Annotated in this window: 1 pseudogene; it reads right to left on the bottom strand. The window is 63.7% G+C overall.

Annotation, left to right across the window (positions count from 1 at the left end):
• Positions 1-1,315: pseudogene (locus tag EN932_RS36290) on the bottom strand (kinesin); the annotation flags it as partial.

The raw sequence follows: 1,315 nt of genomic DNA, 5'->3' as shown, positions 1-1,315 counted from the left end.
ATCTGGGTCTTGCCCTGATCGATCATCGCCGACAGCGTGTCCTTGCTCTCGGCGAAGGTGTGCGCGATTTCGCGGGCGCGCTCGACCAGCGTTTCATTGATCTGGCGGGCGCGGGCCTCGAGTGCCGCATTGAGCTTCTGCGTTCCGGTGTCGAGCGCCTCGGCGCGGGTCTGGAACTCGCTGATCAGCGCCTGGCCGCGTTCGGCGAGCGTGCGCTCGATGCCGTTGAGGCTGGCCTCGAATTCGGAATTGAGGGTGCGCGCGGCGCCGCCAAGCAGCGACACCATGCCGGTGGTGCGATCGTCGAGTAGATCGGTCAACGACCGCGTCAGTCCGTCCGTGGTGTCCGTCAGCTTGGCAATGCGGGTGTCGAGAAGGCTGGCGAAGGCCTCGCCCGAGGTCGACAGACGGTCGGTGATCGAATCGAGCCGGCCTTCGACGGAATCGAAGATCGACATCGAGCTTTCGTTGATGCGGTCGATCAGCGTGTCGCCGGAATTGGTGATCGTCATCGACAATTTGGTCGATGCATTGAGGATCGAGTCGCGAATGATGTCGGAAGCCGCGCCGATCTCGTCCTTCAGCGTCTCATGCGCGCCGGTAATCGAGGCGCGGACGCGCTCGGCATGGGTGACGACGGCTTCGCGCTCGCTGCCGAGGCCGTCGACCAGCGAACGGATGCGGGATTCATTCTCGGAATAGGAGCGTTCGATCTGGTTGACTTCGCTGTGGACAAGCGTTTCCAGTTCGACGGCGCGGGCAAGCGTGCGTTCGATGCCTTCGCCCATCGCCGCGACCTCGCGACGAACGGCCTGGCCGATCATCATGACGCGATCCTGGGCAAGGTTTTCCGGCTCGGTCAGGCGGAAGGCCACTTCGGTCATCGACTGTGCGGCGATGCGCATTTCCTGGGCGCGGCGAATCATGGCGGCGAAGGCCCAGAACAGGATGACAGGCACGATGGCCGCGACGGCGAGGCCGATCAGTTCCGGACGGGCGAGGAACTGGTCGAGCGTGCGGATTCTCCAAATGCTCGGTCCGAAAAGCAGATTGGCCAAACCACCGGCACCGGCGAACCAGGCGAGCGAAACGAAGGCGACGACCCAGTAAATGGTGTTCGAGGCACGCCTGTTGAGGCTGTGCAGGAGCGTCTTGTAATCCTTCTGGCGATCGTCATTGGCCGGCGCGAAACCTGCGGGCTGGGCGCCATTGCGCGGTTCCACGGGGCGCAATTCGGCAGGTTTGGCCTTGGGCGCGGGTTTCGCGGCCTGGTTTTGGTTGACCACCGGCTCCGGGTTCTGTTCCGGCTTATGAT

The organism is Mesorhizobium sp. M7A.F.Ca.US.002.01.1.1 (assembly GCF_004022955.1).
GTDB classification, from domain to species: Bacteria; Pseudomonadota; Alphaproteobacteria; order Rhizobiales; family Rhizobiaceae; genus Mesorhizobium; species Mesorhizobium ciceri.
This window is presented reverse-complemented; position numbering and strand designations above follow the sequence as displayed.